A 22941-nucleotide genomic window follows, 5' to 3' on the forward strand; every position below is an offset into this window, starting at 1 on the left:
GACTTTATCAATGCCAAAACCCTTACTCATTTTTGTAGTAAAAAAAATTATTGGTACTAAGTAATGCAAGAGGCGTATGACTTTAAGGCGGTGCAAGATAAGTGGCTGCCACTCTGGGATAAGTTAGCGCCATTTAAATCTGGCAAGGATGATGACAAGCGTCCTAAGAAATATGTTTTGGATATGTTTCCTTATCCATCAGGTGATCTACACATGGGTCATGCTGAGGCTTATGCATTAGGGGATGTGATTGCCAGGTATTGGATCCAAAAAGGATTTAATGTTATGCACCCAATTGGTTGGGATGCATTTGGATTACCCGCAGAAAATGCGGCGATAAAGAGAGATGCTGATCCAAGGCAGTGGACCTATGAAAATATTGATGTCCAAAAAGCTTCAATGCGCAGGTATGCCTGCTCCTTTGATTGGGATCGAGTACTTCACACCTGTGACCCTGAGTATTACAAATGGAATCAATGGTTATTTCTTAAGATGTTTGAAAAGGGGCTGGCTTATCGCAAAGACTCAGCGGTTAATTGGTGCCCTGATTGCCAAACTGTTTTGGCTAATGAGCAGGTAGTAGCAGGATTATGTGAGAGGTGTGATAGCGCTGTTACAAAAAAGAAATTAAATCAATGGTACTTAAAGATCACTGATTACGCAGATCGCCTGCTAGATGACATGGAGCAATTAGAGGGGGCTTGGCCGGAGAAGGTTTTGCTTATGCAACGCAACTGGATAGGCAGATCAACTGGCGCGCAAGTTGATTTTGCAATTGATGGCTCTGATAAAAAAATAACGGTTTACACCACCCGGCCAGATACTTTGTATGGTGCAACATTTATGGTGGTAGCGGCAGATTCAACCTTGGCAGCAGATTTAGTTGCAAATACACCAGTTGAGGCAGAGTTTAAAAAGTATTTAGAAACTGTTAAATCTGCCTCTGATATTGATCGCCTGGCTACAGATCGCATTAAAAGTGGCGTGTTTTTAAATCGTTACGCAATTAATCCGGTCAATAATGAAAAAATTCCAATCTGGGCCTCGGATTATGTTTTAGCTGATTATGGAACAGGTGCGATCATGGCTGTTCCAGCACATGATCAACGAGATTTAGATTTTGCTAAAGCAATGAAGCTACCGATCCGAGTGGTGATTGATACTGGCCTTGAGGATCCAAACACTTCAGGGATCGCCACCGATGGAGATGGCTTAGTAATTAACTCTGGCTCAATCACTGGATTAAAAAAAGATGATGCCATAAATAAGATTATTAGTGAATTGGCAGAAAAGAAATTAGGTAAGGCGACTAAGAATTATCGCCTGCGCGACTGGTTGATCTCCCGCCAACGTTTTTGGGGAACGCCAATTCCTATTATTCATTGTGACAAGTGCGGCTTAGTCCCAGTGCCGCAAGATCAACTGCCAGTGAAATTACCAGATGCCAAAGGTTTAGATTTAAAGCCAAAAGGTTCATCCCCACTGGGAGCAGCCTCTGATTGGGTAAATGTTAAATGTCCAAAGTGTGGCTCGGCTGCAAAACGCGATGCTGACACCATGGATACATTTGTGGACTCATCTTGGTACTTTCTTCGCTATACCTCAGTAAATAACCATGAGCTTGCTTTTGATAAAAAGTCTGTTGAAACCTGGCTGCCGGTTGATCAATATGTAGGTGGGGTCACCCACGCAATCTTGCACCTGCTTTACTCCAGATTCTTCACTAAGGTGTTAAATGATCTTGGTTTGCTTAATTTCAATGAGCCATTTACTAGATTACTAAATCAAGGAATGGTGTTGATGGATGGTTCGGCAATGAGCAAGAGCCGAGGCAATCTTGTGAAATTATCTGATGAGTTAGATAAACATGGTGTGGACGCAATTAGAGTTTCCTTGGTATTTGCTGGCCCACCTGAAGATGATATTGATTGGTCTGATGTGTCACCAGCTGGCTCATTAAAGTTTTTAAACCGTGCATGGAAGATCAGCCAAGAGGTAGATAGTAAGCCGGGGGTAGATTTTTCTAAAGGTGATCTCACACTTCGTAAAGTAGTTGCCAAGGCGGTATCTGATATTGAGATTGCAGTTGAATCATTTCGATTTAATGTAGTAATTGCCAGAGTGATGGAGTTGGTAAATGCCACTCGCAAAGCGATTGACTCTGGATGCGGCGCTGGTGATCCAGCGGTGAGACAAGCGAGTGAGGCGATTGCGATCTGTCTTTCACTTGTTGCTCCCTACACCGCAGAGGATATGTGGGAAAAACTTGGCCATAAACCTGCCATCGCCAATGCTGGTTGGCCAGTGGTAGATAAATCATTACTTGGGGCTGATAATGTAATTGCAATCTTGCAGATTAATGGCAAAATAAAAGATCGGATTGAAGTTTCACCAAATATTTCAAAGGATGAGTTAGAGAGATTAGGTATGGAAAATGCGCAGATCAAAGCTGCACTCGCGGGCAGCACAATTCAAAAAGTAATTACTGTTGCACCAAAATTAGTTAATTTTGTTATTTAAACTGTAAAAGCCCCGCAGGAAGGGTGGGCGGGGCCTTTACCAAAGGGCTTGATTGAGCCACTTTGTAGGAGGATCTACTGTCAGATTTATCTCGCGCATAAATCTGTCACGTAAACCAAATGGAATCTTTCATTTGTTTATTAATTTCCAGTTAACTAGATCACTTTATTAGGTGAAGGCGGGATTAAGTTTCACCTCCTTAATTCCCTGTGGATAGAAAGCAATATAAGATATCCACATGCAAAAGCTGTTAATCCTCCTGCTAGTTTTTGGTTTATCCCCAGCTGCAAATGCTGTTGATCGCAGTACACCTGCGCCAGCACCTGCCGCCACCACAGCGCCAGCACCTGCCGCAACACCTACGCCTACGCCAACTCAAGTGGCATCCACCCCCACTGCTGCAGCTAAGAGTTTAAATGGTGAACTGACAACAATTAGGGCTTTGATTGCTAAAAATGATTTCACGAAAGCGCTGGCAGCTTTGAAGATAGCCGATCAAGATTTCCCAAATAATGCTGATATTAATAATTTGCTAGGTTATAGCTCAAGAAAATTGAAGCAATATAAGCCAGCTGCCACTTACTACACCAAAGCTTTAAAGATTGATCCTAAACATCTGGGCGCCCTGGAGTATCAGGGTGAGTTATTTATGCTGACTAAAAAAACTGCGGATGCAAAGAAAAACCTAGCGAAATTAAAGAGCTTGTGTGGTGTTACCTGTGAAGAGTATCTAGATCTGAAGAAGGCAATAGGTAATAAATAAGTCTTCAACTAGTACTCTTATAAGATGAAGTTTGTAATTGGATTATTAAAAGCAGCACACTTTGGTCCAACAATTGCAGTTACTCTGGTTTCATTACTGCTTGCGAAAAACCTTTGGTGGGAAGGTCCGGCACTTGTAATCGCTTTTGGGATTTTTCTTGGCCAATTATTAGTTGGCTGGTCTAATGACTTAAATGATTATCAGGATGATTTAAAGCATAATCGCAGCAGCAAACCATTAGTTTCTGGGGTAATCACTACAGCTCAATTATTGCGGGCGATTAAGATCACCGCTCCGGCTGCAGTTGTACTCAATCTGTTTGGACCGTTGGGAATTAAAGGCGGGCTACTCTATTTATTTGGGGTGGGAATGGGTGTTGCCTATAACTTTTACTTCAAATCAACCCTGCTATCACCACTGCCATATGCATTAGCTTTTGCAGCACTTGTCTCATCCTTGGTGATCTCAACTGATCGCCTAGTGCCAATCTGGTTAATTACAGCAGGAGCCTTACTTGGTGTGGCAGCACACTTTGCCAATGTGCTCAAAGATTTAGATCAGGATCTAACCTCTGGCATAAAGGGATTACCGCAGCGGTTGGGCAAAAGAGCTAGCCGAGTCATCACCGCCAGTTTATTGATATTAACCACCCTGCTATTGCATGCAACTGTTGCCAACACTTCGTTGTTGGTAGTTGGTTTAATTGCTGCGGTGATTACTAGCGCTGCGCCAGACTCAGTAATCTTTAAGTCTTTAATGGTCACTGTGATTGTGGATGTAATTTTGTTAATAAATGCAACAAACTCAAAGATTGGCAGCTTTGTAGTTTAAATACTTGCCTTATCTAAGTATTACTAAGAGTATTGCGGGATGAGACGGATAGTTGTACTTGGCTTACTGCTCACACTTCTGCCCACCACAGCGCCAGCTGCTGCCAATGATGCCCTTACCGCTTTAAATCAATTAGAGGTGAAGGGGCGTGCTGCTAAAACTGGATACAGTCGCGCTCAATTTCCTCACTGGTCTGATCCAGATCGAAATGGTTGTGATGCTAGAAATGACACACTTAAACGAGATTTAACAAATATTACCTACAAAGTGGGGACCAGAGATTGCAAGGTGGTAGGTGGGCAATTATTAGATCCATTTAGTGGCAAATCAATTACCTTTAGTAGCACAAAATCTAATATTGATATCGACCATCTAGTGGCATTATCAAATGCTTGGCAAACCGGGGCGGCCTACTTTGACAAGGCAAAACGTACTCAAATTGCCAATGATCCACTTAATCTTTTGGCAGTTGATGCCAAGTTGAATCGTCAAAAAGGAGATGGTGATGCTGCCACCTGGTTGCCACCAGCCAAATCTTTTCGATGTGAATATGTGGCAGCTCAGATCGCAGTGAAGTTGAAGTACTCACTTTGGCTTACTGCGCCTGAAAAAAGTGCGATGAGTAGGGTATTGGAAAGCTGTCCAGAGCAATTACTGCCAGTAGATTAGTTAGAATTAGTAAATGTGTGGCAGATACGCGCTTAATATCTCAGGTGAGGATTTAGCGGTTGAGTTTGCAGCAGGTAATGCCAATATTGCAATCACACCAAGTAATTGGAATATCTCACCCACCACACCAATTCTATTTATTGCCGCAGATAATCTGGCAGGTGATAATCGACAGATTCATCTGGCAAGGTGGGGCTTAATTCCATCCTGGGCGAAGGATGCAAGCAGGCAATCAAATGCAATTAATGCCAGAGTGGAATCAATTGCTGAAAAACCAAGCTTTAAGAGTGCATTTAAATCAAGAAGATGTTTAATACCTGCCACTGGTTATTATGAATGGGCAACAGAGCTGGGTCAATACAAACCAAAGCAGCCCTTTTATATCTCAAATACAGATAAGAGCAGCATTGCTATCGCTGGTATTTATGAAGAGTGGATTAATCCACAAACATCCTCACCAATTACCACCGCAGCGATTATCACCCGCGAGGTTGCTGGGATATTAAAACCAATTCACCATCGCATGCCGTTGATCTTGCCAAAAAGTTTATGGAGCAGCTGGCTTAGTAGTAAATCACTTGCAGCAGATGAGATAGATCAGTACCTAAAGATGATTGATTTAAAATCACCAGATGCCGGGCTAACCTTTTGGCCAGTAGCTGATGAGGTTAACAATGCCCGAAATACTGGCCCAGAGTTGGCAGCACAAATAGAGCTGCCACCTGCCGGCACACTCTTTTAATCTTCTAACCTCAAGTAGCCCAACTTGCCACTGTCAGTAGGGTTTAGTATCTTATCGAACAAATGTTCGAACACAAATTAAGCCCAAACTCACCGCAAAATACCGCTGCCAAAATCTGCCTGACCAATCAAGCTGGTGAACCAGTTGAGTTTATTTATCAAGGTGTGCGCTTTCATATTAACTCGGTGCTCACTACCTGGCTACAAAGCAGCTCTTGGTGGCAGCAAATTGATTCTGATCAGATTAATGAGCAGGTGAGTAGGTATTGGCAGGTGGAGGCGGCGCCAATTGGCGCACTTACCACCTTTGAGATTGAGTTTAATCAAGGCGATAACTCTTGGCAGATTCGGCCAAGCTCAAGAGGAAAATAAAATGCTCAAATCATTTACCCATCTATCTGCCTGCTCTAACTACTCCTTTAAGTACGGGGTTAATCATCCAGATCAACTGGTGGCAAGGGCTGCCCAATTAAATATGAATACCCTGGCATTAACCGATGTTGATAATTTAGCTGGGGCAATTAGATTTGCTCAGAGCTGTGAAACATATGGCATTACGCCAATTCTGGGAGTAAATATTGGCTTTATTCAAAAACAATCTCGGCTTACCTTACTTGCTAAAAGCGGCAAATTATCATCTCTTTATAGATTAATTACTGCAATTAATACCAACACCAGTGATGGGGTATTAACTGTTGAGTTACTTGAAAAATTTAATCAATACTCATCTGATCTAATCGCACTCTTTGGTGTGCAATCACAGTTGATTAGCAATCTACTGGCTAGAAAGGAAGGGGCAGCTTTAAGTATCTATCAGCTAGCAAAGAGCCACTTTAATCAGGTAGTAATTGAGTGTGTTAGCCACTTAGAGCGGAGTGGAAACTTAAGATCAACCTCAAATGCTGCTAAATCACTCACCTTTGCTAATAAGCACCAAATACCAGCGGTAATTACCAATGCAGTTAGATTTTTAGATCGATCAGATGGCCCAGTTGCAGATCTGCTAGATGCCAGTAGAAAGTTATCGCTAATTAGTGATGCCAGTATTGAGCGCAGCAATGGTGAGGCTTACTTAAAAGATAGTAAGCAGATGTATGAATTAGCTGATCAAATATCACAGCAGGCGGGCCTTTCTGATGGGTATCAATTAATAAAAACCACCTTAGATATTGCCCAAAGCTGTGAATTAAAGCCAAGAGGTGAGATTGGCCTTGGTGGGGTGCACCTGCCGGAGCCAACATTATTTAACGCAAGTAACCAAGCGCAGTTACTGACGCAGCTTGAGCAAAAAGCAGCTGGTGCTATTACTTACTACTACCCAGCTGATTTAAAAAAAACTGCTAACGACCGGCTTGCCCAAGAGATAAACACAATTGGCCAATTAGGTTTTACCTCCTACTTTCTAACAGTTGCAGGTGTTGTGGATGCAGCTAGATCACTTGGCATCAGAGTTGCAGCCCGGGGAAGCGCCGCCGGTTCCCTTACCTGTCACCTACTTGGTATCTCAGAGGTTGATCCAATCAGTAATGGTTTATTAATGGAGCGGTTTTGCTCACTGGAGCGAAATGAGTTACCAGATATTGATATTGATGTTGAGTCAGATCGAAGGTATGAGATCTATGACTTAATCTTTAAAAGATATGGCGAAAGTGATTGGGCAAAGGTTAATAATCAAAGTCGGTGCGCCACAGTCTCGATGGTGGAGCGATACCGCGCTCGCCATGCCATCAGAGATGCCGGAAACGCATTAGGGGCAGATCGAACCCAGATTGATCTACTGGCAAAATCTATGCCACATGTCAGCGCTAGAAATATTGGCAATGCAATAAATCAGCTACCAGAGTTAAGAAGATTAGATCTTTCCTCCCCATTAATTAAGGCAACTATTAACTTAGCAATGCGGCTAGATAAGCTGCCTAGGCATCTATCGATGCATCCATGTGCGGTAGTGATCTCAGATAACAGATTGTTAGATTTTTCACCCATTTCAATTAATCAAAGTAATTACCCAATGCTCTCCTTTGATAAGGATGATGTGGAATCACTTGGCTTTTTAAAGTTAGATGTGCTGGGAGTACGAATGCAATCTGCCATCGCCTATACCATCAAAGAAATCGCAGAGTGTGAGGATGAGCTCCTAGATATAAATAAAATCCCACTAGATGACAAGCTAACCTTTGATTTAATCAAATCAACTAGAACCTTAGGTTTATTTCAGGTGGAAAGCCCAGGACAGCGGGAGTTAGTTGGCAAGTTAGTTCCTGATCAATTTAATGATCTAGTAATTGGTATCTCACTCTTTCGGCCAGGTCCAATTAAATCTGAGATGATCACACCCTTTTTAAATGCTAGAACTGGCGCGGTAAGTGCCAATTTAATTCATGATGATTTAGCACCAATTCTGGCGCAAACCAAAGGGGTAGTGGTCTTTCATGAGCAGGTAATTGAAATAATCTCCAAGATGACTGGCGCCACCTTCGGCGCAGCAGATCAGATGCGTCGAAACATGGGCAGTAAAGAGGGCGCCCAAGAGGTTTGTGATTGGTTTTATCAAAGAGCAGCAAAACGTGGTTATGCAAAATCAGTTGTTGATTACACCTGGCAGATCCTGCGAGATTTTGCCTCCTTTGGATTTTGTAAAGCCCATGCATCTGCCTTTGCAATGACCACATATCAATCTGCTTATTTAAAAACCCATCACACCGCAGCTTTCTTAGCAGCAGTTTTAACTCATGAACCAGGGATGTATCCAAAGCGATTAATAATTGATGAGGCAAGGCAGTGGGGGATTGAAATCTTGCCGGTAGATATAAATAAATCAGCTGCCGGTTATAAAGTAGAGAAGGTGGTGAGTGAAAAAGATAAGTACCTCTATACCGCACCAAATACAAAAAGCAGCGGTGCTAAATTAACTCTGCCAGATGCTAGCGGTTATGGAATCAGAGTATCCCTGGCAGATATTGCTGGGATATCTGCCTCTGAGATTAAATCAATTATTGAAAACCGCCCCTATACAGATCTAGCTGATTTCACCTATCGCTCAGGTGCTCATTGGCCAACTACCCAAATTTTGGTTGAGATCGGCGCCTTTGATCTACTTCATGGAATTACAAAGGGAAGCAAATTAAATCGGCGAGATCTCTATGTTCACCTATCTGAGTTAAAACAATTAAATGCTGGCAAAGCAGCAAATGGTCAATTATCCCTTGCCTTATCCCCAGGTGAGATAGATAGTTTGGGACTTCCAGATATTACAAAAAGTGAGCAGATTGGTAGTGAATTACAAAACCTAGGTCTTGATATCACCGAGCACCTACTTAAACAATACGCCCCATTTTTAGATGCACTTAATGTTTGTAAATCAAGTGAGCTAATAAAGGTGAGATCAAATCAAGAGGTATTAGTAGTTGGCGTGAAGGTGGCGCTGCAATCACCCCCAATTAGAAGTGGTAAACGAGTCTTATTTTTAACCTTAGATGATGGCTTTGGTTGTAGTGATCTAAGCTTTTTTGAGGATACGCAACAAAGTTATGCTCATGTTATTAAAGGAAATAATCTAATTGTGGCAAAGGGTGTGGTTAGAAGAACTGGAGCAAGGGGAGTATCAATTAGAGCATCTGCTGCCTGGAGTTTGGATGAGTTATATGAAAAATGGGTATCTGAACAAAATCTTATTGCCCAACCTGAATTGATGAATCAAACTGTTCTTCAATAGTGAAATCAGTTGACTCTAAACAGTACTCAACGCCCTCGACAATCAACTGTCGCAAATTGGCAAGTGAATCAGACCAGGCCACCCAGTTAGTTAAATCTTTTGAAGTTGCCTGCCAGCTATTTCCATCATTTTCGATCAATACTTGAATTTTCACCTAATAACCTCTCTGGCCATAGCTTCTGTTAATCCAACCCTCTTAATTAGTAAATCTCTTATATATCTTCCTGAGACTTCATATGAATCGTGGTAGCTAACTCTTATATCTGGGTAGTTCTTACTTTTTAAAGTTCGATGCGATCCCCTCTGTCTTACGATTTTATAACAAAGTGGAGATCGGCACAAGCATTTAAGCAACTCTTTTGTCTTCATACTTGAGAATTGGTTCATTCACCAATTCTTTAGTTTTCTTGTTAATCAATGCTTATATTATCCACAAACAAAAATACTTAGAGTAATTAAAAATATTAATTAAAATACTAAAAGTAGTTAATTCAATCTTGCATAGGTAGTGCTCAAGTAGCTAGCGGTAATTACCCAGAGTTGATATGGAATTACTGCAAAAAATAATGGAATTGAAGCTTGATAGATAAAGTAAAGCATTGGCAGGGTTAATAGTGCTACAAAGCAAAGTGCGATTGAGGCAGCATATAAATTATGTGGTCGATAAAACTGAAAAGCCCAGGTGAGTGCGCAAGCAACAGAGAGAGCAAAGATAGAAAGGTAAATAATGGCATTTGTAGTACTTAATTTATTTGCCACATATACAGCAGCAAAACCTAAAATAGCAAAGTTATATGGCCAGATAATGCCAAAGATGAAATCAGGTGGCTGCCAACTTGGTTGATTTAATGAGCGATACCAGCCATCACGGGTGTTTACCCAAAGCCCAGAACCAACTACATAGACAAATACAAGACCAATACCAATTACTGAAAGCATTGATTTCATAGTGGTTAGATTAGCCCCTTATCTAATCCAGCAAGTACTGCTTGTGCTCGTTTTCTCACCTCAGGCATATCCTTTAATCTTTTAATTCCAAATAACTGCTGCGCCATCCGATGATTTCCGACAAACTCCTCATGGTTTCTATCTAAGAAATCCCAGTACAAAGTTGTGAATGGGCAGGCATTTTCCCCGGTTCGAAGCTTTGGGTCATAAATGCAACCTTTGCAGTAATTACTCATCTTTGAAATATAAGCACCTCCTGCTGCATATGGTTTTGTCATCATCACCCCGTTATCAGCATGCACACCCATACCAATTACATTTGGCACCATCACCCAATCACTTGCATCAAGAAATACCCGGCGCATCCACTGCAGAAATTGTTGTGGATTAGTTCCAGTAATTAAGGCAAGATTACTTAGCAACATCAGCCGGGGGATATGGTGCACCCAAGCACGTTCATTAATATCGGTAACAGTTTGCTTAATGCAATTCATTTTGGTCTTATCTGGATCGGTAAATAAAGGCAGAAGTTCACGTTTTGCTTTTAGATGATTTAGCTCTTTGTAATCCTCACCTAAGTGCCAATACATACCGTTGACGTACTCACGCCAGCCAATAATCTGGCGAATAAAGCCCTCAGCAGAGGCGATTGGAATATCACCTTTTTCAAATCTTTTTACCGCAGCATCCACCACCTCAGATGGATGAAGCAGACCATTATTAATATATGGACTAAGCAAGGAGTGATGCAGCGCCCAGTTATCACTAGTCATCGCATCCTCATATGGGCCAAAAAGTGCGAAATGTTTATCTAGAAAGTTTTTTAATACTTTTCTAGCACCAGCAGTACTAGTAGCCCAAATAGTGGCTGGCTTAATTCCTAACTCTGTAGCAATTCTTTTATCAATCTCATCTGCTTTATGTTCAAGATATGGTGGAAATTTATATCCTTTTGGAAGGCTGGAGCGGTTTTCCTTATCAAAGTTCCAAGCCCCGCCAACTGGTTTGCCCTTCTCAACTAAGAGATTTAATCTTATTCGCTGATTTCGATAGAAAGACTCCATTAAGTAACTCTTTTGTGATGAGGCCCATTGGGCAAATAAATCTGGTGGGGTTAAAAAGAAATCATTTTCAATAAATTTAACACCAAACTCAGCCAATGATTTCTTTAATCTAAAGGAGGAGGGAGTGGCTGAAATTATAGGAAGTTTTGGATATTTCTTTAAGACCTCTTTTAGGCCATCAACTGTGGTTGCACTTTTTTGATAAATAACTGTATAGCCATCTGCTTGTAATGATTTAACAAAGTGGGCTGCGCTAGATAGTAAAAAGTAGAGCCGCACCTTATTCCAATGATCACCCGTTACCATTCGGGCGCTTTCAACTAAAACAATTAAATCTTCTTTAGGGTTAGCGTCCTTTAGCGCGCCATACTTGGCATTTAATTGATCATGGCTTACATAAATTATGCGCTTCATTTGCCGCCACATCTTTTAGAGCAGTACTTAACATTCTCCCAATTTTTGGCCCACTTTTTGCGCCACTCAAACTCTAAGTTGCAGGTATGACAAACCTTTGGCTGGAAACCATTTTTCACCTTTGCCCGCATAGGGCAATGGTAGAAGGGGCTTACTTTCTAGTCAGATTAACTAGATATGAGATTGCAAACAAAAAGCCGATTGCAGCGTATACAGCTGTGAAAATGGTTATCTTTGCTGGGATCAACAAGGTTAAAACACCAAGGGATGCGGCTGAAAATATCATCACCAGAGCCACATATCTAAGCCCAAGGGCGTTGTTACTTAACTTAGAGTTTTGCCACATATTGCCAGCTAGGGCAATTAGAGTAATTGCAATCATTCGCATTGACCAAACCATCTGATCATTACTTTCTAGATTAAGTAGATCTAAGAAAAGCTTAGGTGCGATAAGTAAAAATACTGCCGAGGCACCAAAAACAGCGCTTCCTGCCTTTAGGGTTTGTTTTACACCGTGCTGATACATACTAGAAGGCTAGGGCTTGGCTTTACTATCTGCAATAGAGATTTTTGAACAATTAAAAAACCTAGGGCGTGTGGAAGGGATTCACGCCCTAGGTTATTTTTAAGGATTACCCCCTAGGAAAGAGTAATCTTTTTTAGGGCTTGATTTAAATCTGCCCTAAATTTATTTTTAGTAGATACTGCTCCAATCATTGACCTTCATTACATACCACTGACCACCTTCAATTGCATTTGCAATATCAGCTGGTGCTGGCACTAAATCAGGACGTGATTTAGCAGGAGTTGCGTGGATCTGTGCCACCATCATGTAGTACTTAGCTTTATCACTCTTACCAGTTCGAAGGTATGAAGTAACATCAACAATTCCACTTGACTCTTCATCTTGAGTGATAAAGGTTGTTGTGTTTGCTGAGATGAAGTAAGTATCTTTAAATTTCGCAATAGTTGCTAATTTGCCATCTGAGATACGGTATGAAACAACTCTGGCAACCAGAGCGTTATTACCTGGATCTTCTTGAATCAAGATATTACCGACGTCATCCACCACGATGTTATCTGGCTTTGATAGGTAAGGTGCCTCTGAGCCATCTAGCAACATTGTTAGGGTTCCACCCTTAGTTGGATTGTTTACATCAACAAATCGCAATCTCCAAAGTGCTCCGCCATCGCGGGATACGGTTGGAGTTGCAGGATTTGGCGCAGTCGCCTTTGGATCCTTATTTGATTCAGTAGTTACAAAGTAGTAATCATTTGGCTTCTTTGGATCAAAATGACCATCCTCAACTCGAGCCAGGGTCATACCCAACTCACGAGCCTTATCATTTTGTAACTTACCATTTTGCTTGTAATCAATCACCTTAAATGAGGCTGGTGCTTCTACTCCCTTTGCATACTTTGCGCGGAAGGCGTTGTCATTTAATACATCTGATGCCATCACATAAAGCTTGCCGTTTGTAAGACCTGCTTTTTCATACCACTCACCAGTTTTTGTCTTGGTGCCGGCATACATAAATAATTGGCTATCAGTTGCTGCGCCATCCTCATTACCCATTACTACTGTGGCATTTGAGGTAGTTGGTGCGTTAACAAAGGTTTCCCAAGCAGCTAAACCAAAGCCTGGAACCTGAACAAACTCACCATCTTGATTGCCAGCAAAGCCGCGAGATTCATCTCCGCCTTCTTCACCAGTTAGATAGACCGCACCTTTGTAGCCAAGACCTGTCTTCTTGTTATAGAACTCACCAGCATCTGCCAAAGTTGAAGAACAGAAACGATTGATCAAATATGAGTGAGCACTTGATCCATATTGATCAACTAGTACCGCACCAGCTGGAGCAGTTGGTACTACGCCAAAACTACCGGTTTGGTAGTCATACCACTCAACCCACTCCATAAAATCTTTACCAGCCACAATCGCTTTTTTCTTTAGGTCATAATGCATTTCACTGACATATGAACCAGTTGTCATACCGGCAGTTGAAGCACGAGCTGCTGCAATTGGATTTGCATTGCTCCACTCATGGTTGGTTACGACCCGTAGTTTTCCATTAACAGGAATTACACCCATACCATCTGGAATACCACCGATTAAATATCCACCAATTGAATCACCAGCGGTTGCAAATGGATCCAGGCTAACTCCTGCAGCTACTGGCTCCATGTAGGTAATACCTGCAGCAGCATTAGCTGGCAGGATTGATGAGAATAATGAGATTGTTGAGATGAAAAGTACCGCTTTGAATTTTGCTTTTTTGTAGCTCTTAATTTTAAACACCTTTTCTACTAGTTTTACTAAGTTGATACCTGATTTACGACAGGTAAATCACTTTACCTGTGGGGATTTGGTGGTAAGTGAACTCACGACAGGTGAACTGAATGCGCATTTGCGGTATCAAAGAGTTAAAATCTAGGTGAAGAGTACAAACTCGCTGATAAATAGTAGGCTTTAGGTGAGTTCTCAATCTAAAGCGGGGCGGGTAATGAAGTTCTTAGTAGTTGGTTCAACCGGTTTAATCGGCTCCTATGTGGCAAAAACTTTAAGCAAACACGGCACTGTGATTGGTGTCTCTAGAACTACTCAAATCTCAGTTGATGTGAAAGATCCCGCCGCAATTAAGGCGATGTATGAAAAGGTGGGCAAGGTTGATGCGGTGGCCTCTTGCATTGGCAAGGTGGTTTACAAACCAATTACCGAGATCTCCTATGAGGATTACCTACTTAGTTTTAAAGATAAGGCACTTGGTCAGGTTGAGTTGGTAAGAGCAGGTATCAATTACCTAAATGATGGCGGCTCATTCACCCTAATGACAGGGGTATTAGCCAGAGATCCAATCCCCACCGCCTCTGCTGCGGCCTTGGCAAATGGCGCGATTGAATCCTTTACCTTAGCTGCCGCTATTGATCTGCCAAGGGGATTGCGGATTAATACTGTCAGCCCAAATGTGTTAGTTGAGGCAACAAGTTATCACGCAAAGTTTGCTGGTTATCACCAGGTGGGCGCCCAATCTGTGGCCGATGCCTATGTGAAATCTATCTTAGGAAAGCAGACCGGTCAGATCTATAAATTAGATTGATTTTTCTTTAACTCCAGCAGCGACCATATCGCAAAGTAATTTCTGATCCACCTTCCAATCATTGGGGAGTGCAATAGTCTTTTTAGTAACCCGATACTCCTTAAAGTAGGGGGTGAACCTCTTTAATACCTTCTCACTCCAAGGTGCGATCGATATATGATTTTTAGAGGTAGAAACTCCAAATACATACTTATCCCCACTTTTAAGCATTGGTTGATTCCAAGCGATTACCAAAGTTAAATTAGGGTGTTTTTTCTTAATCGCAGCAAAGATTGCCTTCACTAATTTGGCCTGCTTTGGATCTAAGGATTTGTAGTAATCAGAAATTGATGAAAATCTAGCAGCAGATTTAGAGCCTCTTGAATACATAACCAAAGCATTTGCGTGGGCTTGGGAAAAGCCGTAATTCTCTTTCAAGTGGGCAATCTGCTCTGGGTATTTCTTACCCGCTAGTTTTTTCATCACCGCATGCCAGTAACTCATCTTCTCCCCATACCGTTTTTCAATTAACGGAAAGTAAGAGGTGCGGTCAGTATTTGTAATTGCCATTATTTTTTAGCTAAATACTCTTCTAACCCCAAGATCAACCGATCAACATCATCCTTAGTTGAGTAAGGAGCAAGCCCTGCTCGCAGCGCCCCAGTATCTCCTAAGCCCAAAGCACGTGAGACCTCTAGGGCATAAAAATTAGCAGCAGGCAGATTTACCTTTTTGCTGGCCATAAATTTATATAGATCTGCTGCAACTACACCTTTAAAATTAAAGTAGGCAGTAGGTGTGTGCTGCTTTGCCTTTGAGTAGATTGTAATTGCAGGCAGCTTTGCTAGACCATTGAGCATGTAAACAAAGAGTGATTGCTCATACTCCTCAAGTGCGGTAAGTGATTTCACTATTCGCTCACGTCTGGTGCCAACTGCTTGATCATCAAGTGCTGCGACATAATCTATTGCTGCGCTGACTCCTGCCATTAACTCATATGGCAAGGTGCCAAACTCAAACCGAGCCGGCACCACCATGGTGGAGGGCAGCAGCTTGTCATTACTTAAAGTTTCCAGCAGTGCTGGATCTGCTACAAAAGATGCGCAATGTGGTCCTAAGATTTTATAAGAGGAGAAACCATAAAAGTCTGCTGGCATATTTTTAAAATCAATTACCGCGTGTGGTGTTAGGTGAACACCATCTACTAAAAACAATGAGCCATTTGCCTTAACCGCTTTGCCAATTGCCTTGATATCAGGCTTAGTGCCAAGTGTGTTTGAGGCCCCTGTGACCGCCACAAACTTTGTCTTCGGTGTTAAAAGATCGGTAACGGATGATGTATCAAGCTCTGATGTTTGGGTATTCACCTTTGCCCATTTAACTGTTGCACCTTTGGCTTCAGCTGCCTGCACCCAGGGCCTGATATTTGAATCATGATCTAATTGCGAGACGATAATTTCATCCCCGACCCCCCAACTCTTAGCTAAAGTTCTGGAGAAGTCATAGGTTAATTGAGTCCAACTTCTGCCATAGACCACACCCTTGGGATCACAATTTAATAAATCTGCAACCGCGCTGCGATACTCAACTACATAACTTTCTGCATTTTTTTCAGATTCAGTGGTAACTCCTTGATTAGATAATGGCTCGGTAATCGCTTTGGCAATCGCATCTCCAACAACTTTAGGTGTTTGGGTGCCACCAGGGCCATCAAAGTAGGCAAGACCGGTATTAAGTGAGGGAAAATCTTTTCGAATTCGCTCAACCTGATATGCCATGGCTAAATCCTAGAGTAAATATCTAATTTACCCACACCTGTTTTTAAGAAATCTATGGTTAAATCCCAAGATGAAGCTTGGGGCAAGGATGGTACTTACACCAGTAATTACCACTGCGCTGCTTATGCAACCACAAACCGCTTACGCCCACCAGCCAGTTGATTTGGGATTAAAAAATATTACCGCTGACCAAGGACCAATTTTAGCCGATGGCACTGTCTCCTTCGCAATCAGAGCAAATTTTACTAAAGCTAATCAAACCAGAGGCTTTAGAGCAGTATTGAAATCATCTGAGCTTCTTAATTTTGAGTATCTTATTGTTGATAGAGCGCCTGAGAATAAATATGCAATGAGTAAATTACCCATCGCCACAATTACCTATCCATCTGGTAAGCAGGTGGTGGTTAAACTTAATGAACGAAGTAAGTTTTTTGAGCCATACAGCAGCACCAATTACCTATACCTTGGCAGATTTTCTGAAACCGCCGAGGCTGGCATCTATAAAATAAGTATTAAATCAAAGAGTGCTGCCAAGATAACGGTGGCAATTGGTCAACAAGAGATTAGAGGTCAGGTGCTGCCCGCCGCTACCTGCCCAATCAGCAGAGCAGCAGGAGATATCAGTGTTGGTGAAGCTGCCACCTTGGTGGGGATGAGTAAGAGTGCAGGATTAGAGTGCGCAACTAAGTTGAATTGGCAGTTTAGAGTTGGCGCCGAGGATGATCAGCAGTTCGCCCTAACTAAGGATTATCGATTGGATCGGGTAACAGTTACTATTAAAAATAACTTAATTACCCAAGCTATCCCTGGTTAGGTATTTATAGCCTCACTCGCCTCAATAACAGAGGCAGCTACTACACCTAACTGCAGCTGCTCAATCTCTAGTTTGTATAACAAAAGATAATTACCTCTTGAATCAACTACCTCAACGCCTTGGCTCACACCAGATGATGTGATCTTGCAATTTTTAAAGGTAAAACCTTGGTTATTAATTAACATTTGATACTGAGCTGCGATTATCGCGGTGAATTGTTCTAGTTTGATTGAGTTTTGAAATGATTGCGCTGCGTAGGTATAAGCCTTTGACCAATCTTCGGCGGAGATCGCATTTATCTGCCCAGTTATGTGTTTTTCAACCGCCACCTGCTGCGTATCACTGCAATCACCTGCAGATAAGGACTCAAACGGTGATGGGCTGCTGCAACTTGTAAGCAGCGCTGATGCCAATACAAGTTTGATACCGAGCCCTTGCTTGGTGAGGGATTTCATCAGATAAGTGTAATTAACCTTTGATCACTCGGTGAGTTTGCAGGTGAAATAAAGCTGGCGCAGATTAAAATATAGATATGAAAAAGGACACAACGCCAAAAGATCAACAGGTTGAAACCTCCATTTTGCCGATCAAATATGTTGATTTAATTGAGGATGTATTTCACGCAGTACTGGCCCTGGCTTTACTGGGAATTGGCATTGGCGCTTTTATCTTTAGTATCAAGCGTTTAATTGAAACAGATCCATTTTTCCCAAACGGCATGATTCAAGGTGTTAATGACATTCTATTTATTGTAATTATTTTAGAAATCTTGCGCACAGTAATATCTAGATTTACCGATGGTGTTTATCAATTAGATAAGTTTTTAATAATTGGAGTTATTGCCGCGGTGCGACACATTTTGACGGTAGGTGCCTCACTCACACTTGAGTCAGGTAAGAGTGATGAAGCCTTTGATCGATCTATCTATGAGATGGGGCTGAACGCACTAATTGTGGTGGCCTTAGTCTTTGCCTTCTTCTTATCTAAATCAGCACTTCGTAACTCACAAAGGTAAGTTACTCAAAATCTCCACCACGACCAGTTAAATCTGGCTTTTCTTTTTTGTTTGACTCATATTTAAATATAAAAAACAAAACAATGGCGGTGAAGGCTACGATAAGAATAAAACCTATCTCCATCACTTCACCGCCCTTAATAATTAAAGCTTAATCGCTATTACTTAAGCTAAAACCATCCACACGACTAGTGCAAATATGGCTAGACCTGAACCAACAATTGCGATCGCAGAAAGTGAGAGCAATCCACGACTGGATGCAATCACCTTGGCTAAGTTGCTAGGAGATGAAACCTTTGCTAGATCTGCAAGTAATGCTTCACCTTCACGCACTGCTGCGTATTGGCTAATAATTGCCAAGATGCCAGTTACTGCCACGATTCCTAATGTTGCATACTTAGTTGCATCTGATGCACCTTCAAATTTTCCAAAGGTAGCGGCAATAACTACACCAACTAGCACTAATGATGGCGCCATTTGAGCATTGATGATTTGGCTACGCATCTGATTCCATTGATTAATTAATTTTTCTTGATCCATTGATTTCTCTCCTACTTGACTTAGTTCACCTTTAGGTAACACATTTGGTCACCTGTGATTTTTAAATATACACCCAAGCCAAATAAAGGTCAGCCGGCAGTTGGTTAAATCTTTGTGAATTAGGTCAACATCCCAGGTTTAGGCAGGTGGTATCAAGGTATTGGCAAAGATCTGCCAAGAAAGGGCTGATTTTGCCACCAGTGACAAGGTGATGTAGGTGGCCTCACCACGTAGGTAATCACTCCACTTACCAACCTTTTTGTACTGCAGATACTGCACAAGTGCAAAGGAGTTAAAGAACAAAAAGATAGTTAGCACAATTACGTATACAAAGGCAGGTGCCTTAGTCTCACCAGCGCCACCAATACCAAATACATAAAAGCAAAGTGCAAGCCATGGAACAGCCCCGGTTATGCAACCAAAGATAAATGGCAGCCAACCACCATTTCCTGGGTTCTCATACTTCTCCTGCAACCAGCCAAATAAGATCATTGATGCATTTACACCAAAGATCGAGATGATTGCAGTTATATCTGCAATACCTGTCACCTGAGCAATTAAAACAATCATTACCGATGAGCTAATTGAGTACTCAACCCAGCGGAAGTAATTGCGCTGGGCGAGTAGGCCGGCAGAGTAACGGGGGAAAAACTTTGGCGATGCCACAATAAAATGTGCCAGCGCAGATAAACCTAAGAATATTGCCACAGTTAGACCTATTGGAGTTTCAAATAAAGTTACCGGTGGAGCATAGGTTGTGCCTGGAGGCCCTGACATATAGGTAGCAGTTATTGGTAGTGAGAAGTCACTGCTTAGGGCTAGAACTGCTGCCATTTGGGCTAGATGAAGAATGCCTGCATAGATATTGGTTTTGCGTAATCTTTCAGCGGTTAAAGGTTTACTCATAGTTAGAGCATACCGATACCAAAGGTGAAATTGCCGCTACTGCAGGTATTTTTCTAACCAAAGATTGAGTGTGGATAACCAATTCTTCAGCTGATCTACTTTATTAACCTAAGTATTTCCTTTAAGTAGATCTAAAAAGATTGGTAGTTAGGGTCATTGACAAATAATTTTGTGGCGCATAATATAGCCCCTGACCAGGTTAGATTTACCCAATCAGCCAGGAAACATCGGATTGGCAGGGCTCGGGCACTTTATGTGTTGGAGCATTACCTACCGATTCCGGTGTTGGATGGTGAAAGAACTGATCAAAGTTTTCGCTGGATTGGCAAAGATGACCGAGGCATTGAGATTGAAATTATTGCGGTGGCAACACCACAATATTTATTGGTGATTCATGTTATGCCTTACCGATATAGGAGGAAGTGATGGCTAGAAGTACTCAGTATCGCTTGGGTAAGGATGTAAATCTTAAGAAAGAGATTGTCAGAGATCTTTCTGGCCGTAGGATTACTGATCGACGAGTAAAGCAGATTGTTAAAGAGGTAAGACAGAAAACAGCTGGTAGACCTTCATTAACCAAGCCAAATGTAATTTCACCAGAGGTTAAGGCTCGGGTACCAATCCAATTAAAGAGAGCATTAGATCGCAAAGCGGTTCAAAGCGGCAAAAGCCCATCGCAGCTTATTAGAGCAGCGCTTGAGAGGTACTTACTTTGATTAAGAAATTACTACAACTCTCACTCGGTGCCTTCCTCACCTCGGCCGGCACCTCCCACCTTGGATCAAACCGAAAAGAGTTCCTAGCCCAAGTACCCACCTGGTTACCCCTAAATGCAGATTTTGTAGTTATTGCCTCTGGTTTAGTGGAGATAGCACTTGGTATCTCATTAATTACCACCACATTTATTTTTACCAAATTTCGCCGGCAGGTCGGTATTACGGTTGCAGTATTTTTCATTCTGATTTTCCCAGGAAACATTAATCAGTATCTAAATCAGATTGATGCCTTTGGCTTAGATACCGATCAAAAGCGGCTAATACGTTTATTTTTCCAACCTCTCTTGGTGCTTTGGGCGTTATGGAGCATGAATGTTATTAGGCTCACAAAAAAATCAAATAAGAACCAACTTTCCTCTCGGTAAGTAATGATATTTTTACCTTTATGACAATAAGCAAAAAGAGCGCTGGGATATTAGCCGCAGTTCTGGTAATTACCTCTGGCTTTTTTGCATACGCCTTACTTTCTCCAAATGGGACAAAGCAAATGGATGTGATGGATCATTCAGGGATGGGTCATGGCAGCTCTGCCACAGTTACTGAAGGTAAAAATCTCTCCGCTGATGATGCAATGTTTTTGCAGATGATGATTCCACATCATGCCCAAGCAGTAGTTATCTCTGATTACGCATTAACCAACTCAAAAAATGAGCAGGTACTAAAGATTGCAAAACAAATAAAATCAGATCAAGCAGGTGAGATCACACAGATGACAAAGTGGCTGACAGATGATGGCCTTGGCACAGATCCTGGCCATTCAATGGCTGGGATGGCTGGGATGTTAAGTGACTCCCAACTTAATACCTTAAAAACCAGTAAAGGTGCCTCCTTTGATAAGTTATTTTTAAATAACATGATTGAGCATCATCAAGGAGCGCTACAAATGGTTGGGATGATTGAAAATAGTAAAGTGGCAGCCCTTCGTGATTTTGCCCGAGCAATTTCCACAGCCCAGCAGGCTGAGATTGATCAAATGCAAAAACTTTTAGGTAATTAACAAACTTAATTTTTCACTCATTTGCGCAACACTTAACTTATCTGCCTCTTTAAAACTGCTACTACATATAACACAACGTATCTGCCACTGCCACCAAGAAGTATCGTCATAACCTAATTTATAGATGGTAACAAAAACCTTTGCCGGCAAGGTCCGGCAAAACTGACATCGCCTTGGGGTAATCAACTCATTTACTACCTGAGTTTCAGCTCGATACCCTCTGGCGTATTTAAAGCCAACCCCATAAAGATCAACATCTAATAAAAAAGCACCTGGATTAATTGAGCCTTCAAATCTTGCCTCATCAATATCACTGTATGCATAAAAGCCGCACTCACACTGTGCAACTGGTGGCACATGCTCTGAGTTAATACTGCACTTGGCAGATGAATCTGAGAGGTATGTATCTCCAGTTAATCCAGTAAGGGTAGGAGTGCGCCCAGTAATTAATGCCAACTTATATCCATGCATCTGCTCAACTGGCAGATCAAAGCCGCTTTGATAATTTAATTTATCAGTATGGTTATTATTTTTTAAAGCTGCCTTATCACCAACTCTGCCAATGATTAGAAATGCAATGATAAACACCAGGGGTACTGCGCCTACAAATAAGTACAAAGCGGTGATAACTACCTCTTGTGGAATAAGTGGATCAACTTGATCAGTAAACCCACCAAGAAGATAAGCAGCTGCCAAGACAGCGATGGCAATTACTGGATAAATACGAATTAATCTGATCAACCGTTGCCGGTTTTGCACATAACTCATACCTGTAATTAAACACCTACTTTAAGCAGCAGGTGAGGTGATCTAGATCTACCTTTTCTACCTACCCCCGTCATTTACATCGGTAAAATTAAGAAGTAAGATTTTTTCTTATCCGAGTAAAGGAAAAATATGGCTGAAATTGGGCAACCAGATCGAGTGGTGCGCCGTGAGCGTGAGCCAGCAATCTCACCAGCCCTGCCAGTGCCTGCACCAGAGCTTGAGCCAGTTAAGTAATTCTTTTAATAAATCTAGATAACACACTGACCAACACTGATTGCCTATTTCCGGCAATCATTTTGTAGCCAAGTGCGCCAATAGGACCTAATACTCTAAGTAAAAAAGTGCTCACCTTATTACCACGTGCATTAAGTAAAAAGGTCACCGCAGTAATCCCACCATATTTTTTATCACCAGATATGGCGTAAACCTGCTTCTCACACTGCGCAATTGTTAAGCCAAATTTTGCAAGGGGTGCGCTTTGATAGGCAATCGCATCAAAGGTTAGTTTTTTGGAGAGCCAATTTATGGAGTTGATACACAACTGACAATTACCATCAAAGATAACGGTAATACCGCTCATATGTGGCTTATCTCATTACAAATCA

At 41.8% G+C, this 22941-nt stretch carries 28 protein-coding genes; 14 read left to right on the plus strand and 14 right to left on the minus strand.

The features are described 5' to 3' along the window. The first annotated feature begins 63 nt into the window (after positions 1–63). The 7 genes from leuS to B1s21160_RS01845 all read left to right on the plus strand — a co-directional run bounded on the left by leuS (position 64) and on the right by B1s21160_RS01845 (position 9239). Positions 64–2520 (plus strand): leucine--tRNA ligase, encoded by a 2457-nt coding sequence (leuS, locus tag B1s21160_RS01815; protein WP_095672169.1) that lies wholly within the window; start codon positions 64–66, stop codon positions 2518–2520. Between the two features lie 238 nt (positions 2521–2758). Further along, positions 2759–3283 (plus strand): tetratricopeptide repeat protein, encoded by a 525-nt coding sequence (locus B1s21160_RS01820; protein ID WP_095672170.1) that lies wholly within the window; start codon positions 2759–2761, stop codon positions 3281–3283. A gap of 24 nt (positions 3284–3307) precedes the next feature. Further along, complete coding sequence (locus B1s21160_RS01825) at positions 3308–4114, plus strand: UbiA family prenyltransferase (protein ID WP_095672171.1); 807 nt, start codon at positions 3308–3310, stop codon at positions 4112–4114. A gap of 39 nt (positions 4115–4153) precedes the next feature. After that, positions 4154–4783 carry an HNH endonuclease family protein gene (locus B1s21160_RS01830; RefSeq protein ID WP_095672172.1) on the plus strand — a complete coding sequence of 210 codons (630 nt, stop codon included), beginning with the start codon at positions 4154–4156 and terminating at the stop codon, positions 4781–4783. Between the two features lie 13 nt (positions 4784–4796). Further along, positions 4797–5525, plus strand: a complete 729-nt coding sequence (locus tag B1s21160_RS01835) for an SOS response-associated peptidase (protein ID WP_095672173.1) — start codon at positions 4797–4799, stop codon at positions 5523–5525. Positions 5526–5587: 62 nt separating this feature from the next. Then, positions 5588–5896, plus strand: a complete 309-nt coding sequence (locus B1s21160_RS01840; protein WP_095672174.1) for a DUF6504 family protein — start codon at positions 5588–5590, stop codon at positions 5894–5896. 1 nt (position 5897) lies between these two features. Continuing rightward, positions 5898–9239, plus strand: coding sequence for a DNA polymerase III subunit alpha (locus B1s21160_RS01845; protein WP_095672175.1), 3342 nt, complete (start codon positions 5898–5900; stop codon positions 9237–9239). Here B1s21160_RS01845 and B1s21160_RS01850 read toward each other — a convergent pair. The 6 genes from B1s21160_RS01850 to B1s21160_RS01875 all read right to left on the minus strand — a co-directional run bounded on the left by B1s21160_RS01850 (position 9196) and on the right by B1s21160_RS01875 (position 13964). After that, positions 9196–9393 carry a hypothetical protein gene (locus B1s21160_RS01850; protein ID WP_095672176.1) on the minus strand — a complete coding sequence of 66 codons (198 nt, stop codon included), beginning with the start codon at positions 9391–9393 and terminating at the stop codon, positions 9196–9198. The genes B1s21160_RS01845 and B1s21160_RS01850 overlap by 44 nt on opposite strands. 332 nt (positions 9394–9725) lie before the next feature. Then, positions 9726–10187, minus strand: a complete 462-nt coding sequence (locus B1s21160_RS01855; protein WP_095672177.1) for a TspO/MBR family protein — start codon at positions 10185–10187, stop codon at positions 9726–9728. A 5-nt stretch (positions 10188–10192) separates the two neighbouring features. Continuing rightward, positions 10193–11665: a cryptochrome/photolyase family protein gene (locus B1s21160_RS01860; RefSeq protein WP_095672178.1), complete on the minus strand. Its 1473-nt coding sequence runs from the start codon at positions 11663–11665 to the stop codon at positions 10193–10195. After that, positions 11662–11796: a DUF2256 domain-containing protein gene (locus B1s21160_RS06505; RefSeq protein ID WP_095672179.1), complete on the minus strand. Its 135-nt coding sequence runs from the start codon at positions 11794–11796 to the stop codon at positions 11662–11664. Before B1s21160_RS06505 ends, B1s21160_RS01860 begins: the two co-directional genes overlap by 4 nt. 20 nt (positions 11797–11816) lie before the next feature. Further along, positions 11817–12191 carry a hypothetical protein gene (locus B1s21160_RS01870; RefSeq protein ID WP_095672180.1) on the minus strand — a complete coding sequence of 125 codons (375 nt, stop codon included), beginning with the start codon at positions 12189–12191 and terminating at the stop codon, positions 11817–11819. A gap of 168 nt (positions 12192–12359) precedes the next feature. Next, entirely contained in the window at positions 12360–13964 is a 1605-nt protein-coding gene (locus B1s21160_RS01875) for an alkaline phosphatase PhoX (protein ID WP_095672181.1), read from the minus strand. A gap of 205 nt (positions 13965–14169) precedes the next feature. On the opposite strand from B1s21160_RS01875, the gene B1s21160_RS01880 reads away from it, so the two are divergent. Next, positions 14170–14763: a short chain dehydrogenase gene (locus tag B1s21160_RS01880; RefSeq protein ID WP_095672182.1), complete on the plus strand. Its 594-nt coding sequence runs from the start codon at positions 14170–14172 to the stop codon at positions 14761–14763. Here B1s21160_RS01880 and B1s21160_RS01885 read toward each other — a convergent pair. Continuing rightward, positions 14755–15312, minus strand: a complete 558-nt coding sequence (locus B1s21160_RS01885) for a DUF4287 domain-containing protein (RefSeq protein WP_095672183.1) — start codon at positions 15310–15312, stop codon at positions 14755–14757. The genes B1s21160_RS01880 and B1s21160_RS01885 overlap by 9 nt on opposite strands. Further along, complete coding sequence (locus B1s21160_RS01890; RefSeq protein ID WP_095672184.1) at positions 15312–16520, minus strand: cysteine desulfurase-like protein; 1209 nt, start codon at positions 16518–16520, stop codon at positions 15312–15314. The genes B1s21160_RS01885 and B1s21160_RS01890 overlap by 1 nt, the downstream gene beginning before the upstream one ends. A gap of 70 nt (positions 16521–16590) precedes the next feature. Here B1s21160_RS01890 and B1s21160_RS01895 point away from each other — a divergent pair, with 70 nt between their 5' ends. After that, on the plus strand, positions 16591–17334 hold the full coding sequence (locus B1s21160_RS01895; RefSeq protein ID WP_223297973.1) for a hypothetical protein: 744 nt from the start codon (positions 16591–16593) through the stop codon (positions 17332–17334). Here the strand turns inward: B1s21160_RS01895 and B1s21160_RS01900 are convergent. Continuing rightward, on the minus strand, positions 17331–17789 hold the full coding sequence (locus tag B1s21160_RS01900; protein ID WP_095672186.1) for a DUF4864 domain-containing protein: 459 nt from the start codon (positions 17787–17789) through the stop codon (positions 17331–17333). The two genes, B1s21160_RS01895 and B1s21160_RS01900, sit on opposite strands and share 4 nt — an antisense overlap. A 77-nt stretch (positions 17790–17866) precedes the next feature. Between B1s21160_RS01900 and B1s21160_RS01905 the strand changes: the two genes are divergently transcribed. Continuing rightward, positions 17867–18349, plus strand: coding sequence for a phosphate-starvation-inducible PsiE family protein (locus B1s21160_RS01905; RefSeq protein ID WP_095672187.1), 483 nt, complete (start codon positions 17867–17869; stop codon positions 18347–18349). A gap of 1 nt (position 18350) precedes the next feature. Here the strand turns inward: B1s21160_RS01905 and B1s21160_RS06470 are convergent, their stop codons facing one another. From B1s21160_RS06470 to heR, 3 genes are all read right to left on the minus strand, one after another. Further along, positions 18351–18473: a hypothetical protein gene (locus tag B1s21160_RS06470; protein WP_257789495.1), complete on the minus strand. Its 123-nt coding sequence runs from the start codon at positions 18471–18473 to the stop codon at positions 18351–18353. A 41-nt stretch (positions 18474–18514) separates the two neighbouring features. Continuing rightward, on the minus strand, positions 18515–18889 hold the full coding sequence (locus tag B1s21160_RS01910; protein ID WP_095672886.1) for a hypothetical protein: 375 nt from the start codon (positions 18887–18889) through the stop codon (positions 18515–18517). A gap of 138 nt (positions 18890–19027) precedes the next feature. Continuing rightward, positions 19028–19795: a heliorhodopsin HeR gene (gene heR, locus B1s21160_RS01915; RefSeq protein WP_095672188.1), complete on the minus strand. Its 768-nt coding sequence runs from the start codon at positions 19793–19795 to the stop codon at positions 19028–19030. Positions 19796–19951: 156 nt separating this feature from the next. Here heR and B1s21160_RS01920 point away from each other — a divergent pair, with 156 nt between their 5' ends. The 4 genes from B1s21160_RS01920 to B1s21160_RS01935 are packed head-to-tail and all read left to right on the plus strand — an operon-like array spanning position 19952 to position 21568. Beyond that, a complete protein-coding gene (locus B1s21160_RS01920; RefSeq protein ID WP_095672189.1) occupies positions 19952–20221 on the plus strand; it encodes a hypothetical protein in 270 nt (89 codons plus the stop codon). Next, positions 20221–20511 carry a ribbon-helix-helix protein, CopG family gene (locus tag B1s21160_RS01925; RefSeq protein WP_095672190.1) on the plus strand — a complete coding sequence of 97 codons (291 nt, stop codon included), beginning with the start codon at positions 20221–20223 and terminating at the stop codon, positions 20509–20511. Before B1s21160_RS01920 ends, B1s21160_RS01925 begins: the two co-directional genes overlap by 1 nt. Next, a complete protein-coding gene (locus B1s21160_RS01930) occupies positions 20508–20936 on the plus strand; it encodes a DoxX family protein (protein WP_095672191.1) in 429 nt (142 codons plus the stop codon). The genes B1s21160_RS01925 and B1s21160_RS01930 overlap by 4 nt, the downstream gene beginning before the upstream one ends. Positions 20937–20956: 20 nt before the next feature. Beyond that, the gene (locus B1s21160_RS01935; RefSeq protein ID WP_095672192.1) at positions 20957–21568 is read left to right on the plus strand and encodes a DUF305 domain-containing protein; all 612 of its coding nucleotides are present in this window, start codon (positions 20957–20959) and stop codon (positions 21566–21568) included. Here B1s21160_RS01935 and B1s21160_RS01940 read toward each other — a convergent pair. After that, on the minus strand, positions 21557–22336 hold the full coding sequence (locus tag B1s21160_RS01940) for a hypothetical protein (RefSeq protein ID WP_095672193.1): 780 nt from the start codon (positions 22334–22336) through the stop codon (positions 21557–21559). The genes B1s21160_RS01935 and B1s21160_RS01940 overlap by 12 nt on opposite strands. A 226-nt stretch (positions 22337–22562) precedes the next feature. Next, positions 22563–22916: a thiol-disulfide oxidoreductase DCC family protein gene (locus tag B1s21160_RS01945; protein WP_095672194.1), complete on the minus strand. Its 354-nt coding sequence runs from the start codon at positions 22914–22916 to the stop codon at positions 22563–22565. Positions 22917–22941 lie beyond the last annotated feature (25 nt).

This window comes from Candidatus Nanopelagicus hibericus (assembly GCF_002288005.1).
GTDB lineage: Bacteria > Actinomycetota > Actinomycetes > Nanopelagicales > Nanopelagicaceae > Nanopelagicus > Nanopelagicus hibericus.